The organism is Microbacterium sp. NPDC055910, assembly GCF_042271185.1.
GTDB lineage: Bacteria > Actinomycetota > Actinomycetes > Actinomycetales > Microbacteriaceae > Microbacterium.
This window is the reverse complement of sequence record NZ_JBHJZS010000007.1, coordinates 111,138-117,453: the sequence shown is the minus strand read 5'-3', so window position 1 is coordinate 117,453 and position 6,316 is coordinate 111,138. Positions and strand designations below refer to the sequence as shown.

Below are 6,316 nucleotides of genomic sequence, written 5' to 3'. Positions count from 1 at the left end.
ACCCCAACCAGCCGCCCATGGTCCCCAATGTCTGACCCCCCTCGTAGTCTGTAACTGTCAGAGATACAAACCCCAGGAAGGGACACACCATGACCGAAACAGAAGCAATCCAAAAGGTCGCTGACTACTACGCGGTCACCTACGGTCCCGACTTCGCCGCGGGCATCACCTACGGCTACGACGCCGACCACGACTGCTGAGAGGACAGGCACCATGACCAATCACCTGCCAACCCTGAACCGCGAGAGCAACCCGCTCCTGACCGTTATGCGAGCCGCGGGCCGCGCGGGCGTCGCCGTGCTGCTGTGGGGCAAGCCCGGTGTCGGCAAGTCGTCCCTGCTGGCGGGGCTGGCGGAGGCAGAAGGGCTGCCGATGGAGACGGTGATCGCCTCGCTTCGTGAGCCAGCCGATTTCGCGGGCCTCCCCGTCGTGCAGGACACTGGCGTCGAACTGGCCGCGCCCGCCTGGGCGACACGGCTTGCCATGGCCGACGAGGGCTACCTGTTCCTCGACGAGCTGACCACCGCACCGCCCGCAGTACAGGCCGCGGCACTCCGGGTCGTGCTGGATCGTGTTGTGGGCGATCTCACCCTCTCCCGAGGAGTCCGCATCGTCGCGGCGGCGAACCCGCCCGAGCAGGCCGCGGACGGCTGGGACTTGGCCGCGCCCATGGCCAACCGGTTCCTGCACATCGATCACGAGCCGTCCACGAATGACTGGATCGACGGCATGGTGGCCGGCTTCCAACTCCCCGCGTCCGGGCGTGTGCTCGACTACTCTCCGGTCCTGCGAGCCGCGAGCCGCGCTGAGGTCGCGTCCTTCATCCGCACCCGCCCCGACATGCTCCACATGCTTCCGAGCGAGGATGCCGCGAGCGGTCGTGCGTGGCCCTCACACCGCACCTGGACGATGACTGCCGACGTGCTGGCGTTCCTTGATCCCGGCGACACGCCCGCGACACTCCTGGCCACGACGGGCCTGGTCGGAGAGGGCGCGGCCACGGAGTACATCGCCTGGCGTGCGCTGAACGATCTGCCCGATCCTGCCGACGTGCTGGCCGACCCGGCATCCGTGCCCTGGGAGAGTCTCGAACCGTCCCGCGCGTGGGCGACACTCACCGCTGTCACCGCCTATGCCACCGCAGACGGCACGAAGAAAGGCTGGCTGTCGGCCTGGTCCCCGCTCGCGGTCGCCGCGGCAGCCGGGTTGCAGGACGTGGCCGCGGCGAACGCCAGGGCGCTGCTCAAGTCCCGCCCAACCGGCACCCGTCCCCCGGCGAGCGCGAAAGCGTTCCTCGCGATCCTGAGCGACGCCGGTCTGATCCCGCAGGAGGTCGCAGCATGAACCCGACGATCCGCCCCCTGACCGCCGACGAGCGGCGGATGCTCGCCGCCGCCCGCCTGGCCGCCGTCGAATCCGCGCCCTACCTCGCGCACGCGCTGTTCTCCGTTCGACCGCTGGCCGCGGTCGGCCTCGCGACCTTCGCCGTGGACAGGTTCTGGCGGCTGTACGCCGATCCGGCCACGCTCGCCGAATGGGGTCCGCAGATGAGCGGTGCCGTGCTCGTACACGAGGTCTGCCACCTGATCCGCGACCACGCGGGCCGCGCCGATTCCCTCCCCGGTCCCGTCGATCACGATCGCTGGAATCTCGCCGCGGACGCCGCAATCAACGACGACCTGATGCGCGCGGGCCTGCCCCTCCCGGAATGGGTCGTCACCCCCGCCAGCCTCGGTCTGCCGGATGCGGGCATCGAGGAGTCCTACTACGCCGCTATCGCGCCTCAGCCGCCTCAGACCGACGTCGGCTGCGGATCGGGCGCAGGTGACCCACGACAGCCCTGGGAGCCGTCCCCAGGCGACGCGCAGATGCCCGGCCTGGACGAGGGACAGGTGACGATCACCCGCCGAAAGGTCGCCCACGACATTCGCGACACCGTAGCCTCCGGGCGCGGCACCGTCCCCGCTGGCATGGCGCGATGGGCGAGCAAGGAACTGGCACCGGCCACCGTTCCCTGGCGCAAGGTGCTCGCCGGAATGGTGCGCCGCGCCGCCGCCCTCACCGCGGGCCGGATCACCTACACCTACACCCGACCTGGACGACGACGCCTCCCCCGGATCGTCACTCCCGCCATGCGCGCACCGCGGGTGACGGCGGCAGTGGTCATCGATACGTCGGGAAGCATGACGCGCGCTGACCTCGACACGGCGCTCAGCGAGGTCGGCGGCGTCATCAAAGCGGTGGGCGGCACGGTCCAAGTGATCGCCTGCGACGCTCACGCTGACCGCGCCCGCAACGTGCGACATGCACGCGACGTTCAACTGATCGGCGGCGGCGGAACAGACATGACGGTCGGGATCACTGCCGCGGAGTCACTGACCCCCAGCCCGGACGTGATCATCGTCATCACCGACGGCGATACCCCCTGGCCTCCCCGCCCCACCCGCGCCCGCCTCATCGCTGTGATCACTCGCGAGCACGGGATGCGAAGGCTCCCCGCCTGGGCGCGCGGCATCCACGTCCCCGCCGCCCTCTGACCCATCCTCAGGTATCGGTTGCGTCTTCGGCCTCCTGCAGTACACGATCCGCAAGACCCCACCCCACAAGAAAAGCCTCCCGCCGATGACGACCGCAGAGGCGCGCACCAGTCCGATGAGGCTGGTGGGCGAGTAGTACCCATCGTTGTGGTGACCTCGATGCCGCGGCGATCTCACGACTCCGTCGCCCTGGTGATGGCTCATCTCGTTTCCCTCCGTACAGGTGCTCCACCTACAAGGGGTGGATCTGTCTGATCGAGTCGACAGACTCGGCCCGGTGTTGTCTACTTTTCCCGGTGTCGGTGGCTCCTTGTAGGTTGGAAGTAGGCAAGAGGAGGGCACCATGACCGGATCGAGACGGACCCTGGATCACACACTCGCGCAACTGGCGGAACGCATCTGCGTCGCCGCGGGCACCGACCTCGGCGCGGTCCTGAACGACCTGACCGCCACCGCAGGCGACCCTCGAACCCCCGCCGCGATCCGCTCCGGTTGGCACGTGGCAGACACCACCCTCCCCGCCCCTGATGGGACGGTGACCGCGTGAGCCGCGCTCAGTTCGACCTCGGGGCTCGGCTTCGCGCAGCGCTCGCCGCCACCCCCGTCCCCATCGCCGCCTACGCGCCCGCGATCCCGCCCACAGGGGGCATCGCCGTCACCGTGGACACCGACGGTGAGCACGTCTACCTCGCCGCCGCTGACGACACCACCGGCCGCACGATCACCGGAACCGACCGGGCAGGCCTGGATGCGCTCTCCTCCCTCGGAGCAACCGTCACCGCTCCCCGTCGCCCGGTCGTGGTCGGAACCTCTCGCGACCTCGCCACCCTCACCGCGCTTGCCCGTGCGTACCCGGACGCCGACGCATCACCCGTGATCGGCTGGTGGGACGAGCGCCGCGACTACCCCGGCACCGACGCCGTACACATCGTCACCGACACCGCACGGCTGCGCTGGACTCTCGGCGTCCACCCCGACCGCGAGCGCGAGATCGACACCTGGGGACAGTGGCTCGGCGTCACGACCACCGGCCCGCAACGGCTCCTCGACCTCGCACGCCGCACAAGCTCCGGCCCGCTCCTACCAGGCATCCTCCACGCCAGCATCCTCGACACCGCCTCCTGGCAGCGCTACACCCACCGCCTGAGCGCCGGTCGCCCCTGGTGGGTCAAGGACACCCGCATCGACGCCGCACTCGGCCTGATCGGACGCTCCCACGCCGCCGAATGGTACGAATCCATCCGGCTCGACGACCCCCTCGTCGCGCTCGCCGCGGCCCATGACGGCACCGTTGTTCCTGGCACGATCATCGACCGATCTGAGGCGTCGGTCGTGGTCGCCGCTGATCGACCTCTCAGCCGTCTGCGGGTGGACAGCAAGGTCACTGCCTGGCTTGGAGAGCCGGTGAACGCGGGGGCAGTCTCCTGCCTCACTGGGAGCGTGAGCGCGGCGAGCATCGACACCACCGCACGCCTGACCATCACGATCAGCGGGTTGCCTCGCCGGGGAGGCGATCTGAAAGCGGGCGACCGGCTGACGCTTCGACCTGGCCGCGTCGATCCGAACATGCAAGCCAACGCCCGGCGACTCGCCGCCGCGGGCTATCGGCGCGGCACCAACTGGATCGCCGGTCGCGGCAACCCGGTCCCTCGCCGTGGTGACGTTCCGCTAGACGTGATCGTCGCCGCCGCAGAGGGATGACACTGCTGTCTACTTCTGCCGGTGTCGGAGGCTACTAGTAGCGTGAAGGTATGAGGAAAGCACCGGCCGCGACCACCACGACAGCCCCCACGCCTGCCCCGGCACCGCAGCCGCCCCACGCAACCGAGCACCTCAGAAATCCCACGCTCGCGCAAGCCCTGTTCGCTGTGTGGAGCGGCGACGCCGCAGTGGTCATCGACTCTCCTCCCGGAGCCGGAAAGACCCACCTGATCACCCGGCTCGCACACCAACTCCACACCCGCGCCGGGATGACCGTCGCGATAGCCGCGCAGACTCGCGCGCAGAGCATCGACGTCGCCAACCGCACCGCCGTCACCGGAGCGCGAACTGTCCTCCAAGTGGATGCCGAGAAAGAACGACCCCGCACCCTGAATGCGAATGTCGCCGTCACCAATGCCCGTCACCTGCAACCCGGAGCGGGCGTCATCGTCGCCACGACGGCACGCTGGCTGTGGATGCCCCTCAACCGCAGCACCCACTTCGACGTGCTCCTGATCGATGAGGCCTACCAACTCACCTTCGCCGACCTCGGCGCGCTCGGCTCCCTCGCCGACCAGTTCGTCCTCGTGGGCGACCCTGGTCAGATCGCTCCTGTCGTCACCGGAGCCACCCGCCGCTGGGACGCATCCCCTACAGGCCCTCAGACTCCCGCACCGCAGGCACTCATCGCCGCGCACGGCCCCGACGTCGCCCGCCTCCGACTCCCCCAGACCTGGCGATTCGGCCCCGACACCGCCAGCCTGCTCGCACCGCTCTACCCGTCACTGCCGTTCACGTCCGCACGGCCCCCACGCAACCTCACAATCGACCGCCAGCCGATCCCCGAATACCGCGCCACTCCGCTCCCCGCCACGGGCGGCACCGCCGATCCACGCGTGATCCTCACCGCCACTCAGACCGTCCGCGACCTCATCGCGACGGCAACCGTCAACACCCCCGGGGAGTCCCGACCGCTGACTCCCGCCGACGTCGCCGTCATCGCTCCCCATGTCGAGCAGGCCGCGCTCGCCGCGGCAGGTTTGGCCGACCTGCCCGATGTGTTCGTGGGCACGATCAATCAGGCGCAAGGTCTACAGAGAGAGGCGGTCGTGGCGATCCATCCGCTTCTCGGGCATCACGTTGACGAGCCGTTCGCCCTCGACCTCGGCCGCCTGTGTGTCGCCCTCTCCCGGCACCGCGCGCACGTGACGGTGATCATCGACGAGCGATCTGGCGATCTGCTCAGCGACGCGCTCCGAGAGCGCCCGGACGCACGCATCCTGCGCGCGCACGCCGATCTGCTGGGCCAACTCACTGCGGCGTGATCATTGCTCGACGACGGCGGGAGCAAGGCGCTGTGTCGGGTGTGTCCAATCCCATCCGGGCAGCGAGGCGATCGCTGCAGTGGTGACTTCATCGAGCTGGCCGGCCTTGTAGCGTGATCGCCAGTAGGCCACACGCCGGCCGATCGGAATGACTTGGCGTCCGATCTGGAAGACGGTGCTGAATCGCACGTCGCCGGCGTCGCGATCTGGCTCGGCCGCGATCCATCCGCGCAGCGCGGTGAGGAACTCCTCGAGCCTCGCTTTGCGCTGCTCGAGCGCACCGGGGATCTTCCCGAGCTCGCGGCGTTGGGAGTTCGTCAGTGCTGCCTCGCGCTGAGCGCGGAGCCATCGGGAGAGGAGCGAGTCGACCGCCTCGAGCCCGTCCAGGCTGCCGTGCTCCGACACGTAATCATGGAGTGCGGCGATGCGCCGTTCCCAGATCATCGCGGATCGGGACGCATATCCGCTCCAGGACCAGCCGGCACGCTCCTCGAGCTCGCGTGTCCGGACAGCGTCCAGCGTGCCCTGGCGGTACCGGATCCTCTGATTCTTCACGCGCTGCCCGAGCGGGTACGGGACGCCCGCGATGATACGGCTCGTGGCCGCTTGTGGGACACGAGCTTCACCGTGCTGCCCAATCCACCAGTCGAGCTCGTCGAGGAACGTCGTCCACGCGGCCTCCTGCGTGCGCCCCATCTCGCGTTGGACATCGCCCATCGTCTCGCACCACCCTTATGCCGGAATAACTAGACA

General features: G+C 69.1%; 6 protein-coding genes. 5 read left to right on the top strand and 1 reads right to left on the bottom strand.

What is annotated here, in order from left to right; translation table 11 throughout:
- Positions 1-213: 213 nt before the first annotated feature.
- The 5 genes from ACFC3F_RS05590 to ACFC3F_RS05570 all read left to right on the top strand — a co-directional run bounded on the left by ACFC3F_RS05590 (position 214) and on the right by ACFC3F_RS05570 (position 5,563).
- Positions 214-1,344 (top strand): ATP-binding protein, encoded by a 1,131-nt coding sequence (locus tag ACFC3F_RS05590; RefSeq protein WP_376127465.1) that lies wholly within the window; start codon positions 214-216, stop codon positions 1,342-1,344.
- On the top strand, positions 1,341-2,537 hold the full coding sequence (locus ACFC3F_RS05585) for a VWA-like domain-containing protein (RefSeq protein ID WP_376127463.1): 1,197 nt from the start codon (positions 1,341-1,343) through the stop codon (positions 2,535-2,537). The genes ACFC3F_RS05590 and ACFC3F_RS05585 overlap by 4 nt, the downstream gene beginning before the upstream one ends.
- 343 nt (positions 2,538-2,880) lie before the next feature.
- Positions 2,881-3,084 carry a hypothetical protein gene (locus tag ACFC3F_RS05580; protein WP_376127461.1) on the top strand — a complete coding sequence of 68 codons (204 nt, stop codon included), beginning with the start codon at positions 2,881-2,883 and terminating at the stop codon, positions 3,082-3,084.
- Entirely contained in the window at positions 3,081-4,238 is a 1,158-nt protein-coding gene (locus ACFC3F_RS05575) for a hypothetical protein (RefSeq protein ID WP_376127459.1), read from the top strand. The genes ACFC3F_RS05580 and ACFC3F_RS05575 overlap by 4 nt, the downstream gene beginning before the upstream one ends.
- Positions 4,239-4,288: 50 nt before the next feature.
- Positions 4,289-5,563: an AAA family ATPase gene (locus ACFC3F_RS05570; RefSeq protein WP_376127457.1), complete on the top strand. Its 1,275-nt coding sequence runs from the start codon at positions 4,289-4,291 to the stop codon at positions 5,561-5,563.
- Here the strand turns inward: ACFC3F_RS05570 and ACFC3F_RS05565 are convergent, their stop codons facing one another.
- Positions 5,564-6,280: a helicase associated domain-containing protein gene (locus ACFC3F_RS05565; protein ID WP_376127455.1), complete on the bottom strand. Its 717-nt coding sequence runs from the start codon at positions 6,278-6,280 to the stop codon at positions 5,564-5,566.
- Positions 6,281-6,316: the final 36 nt, after the last annotated feature.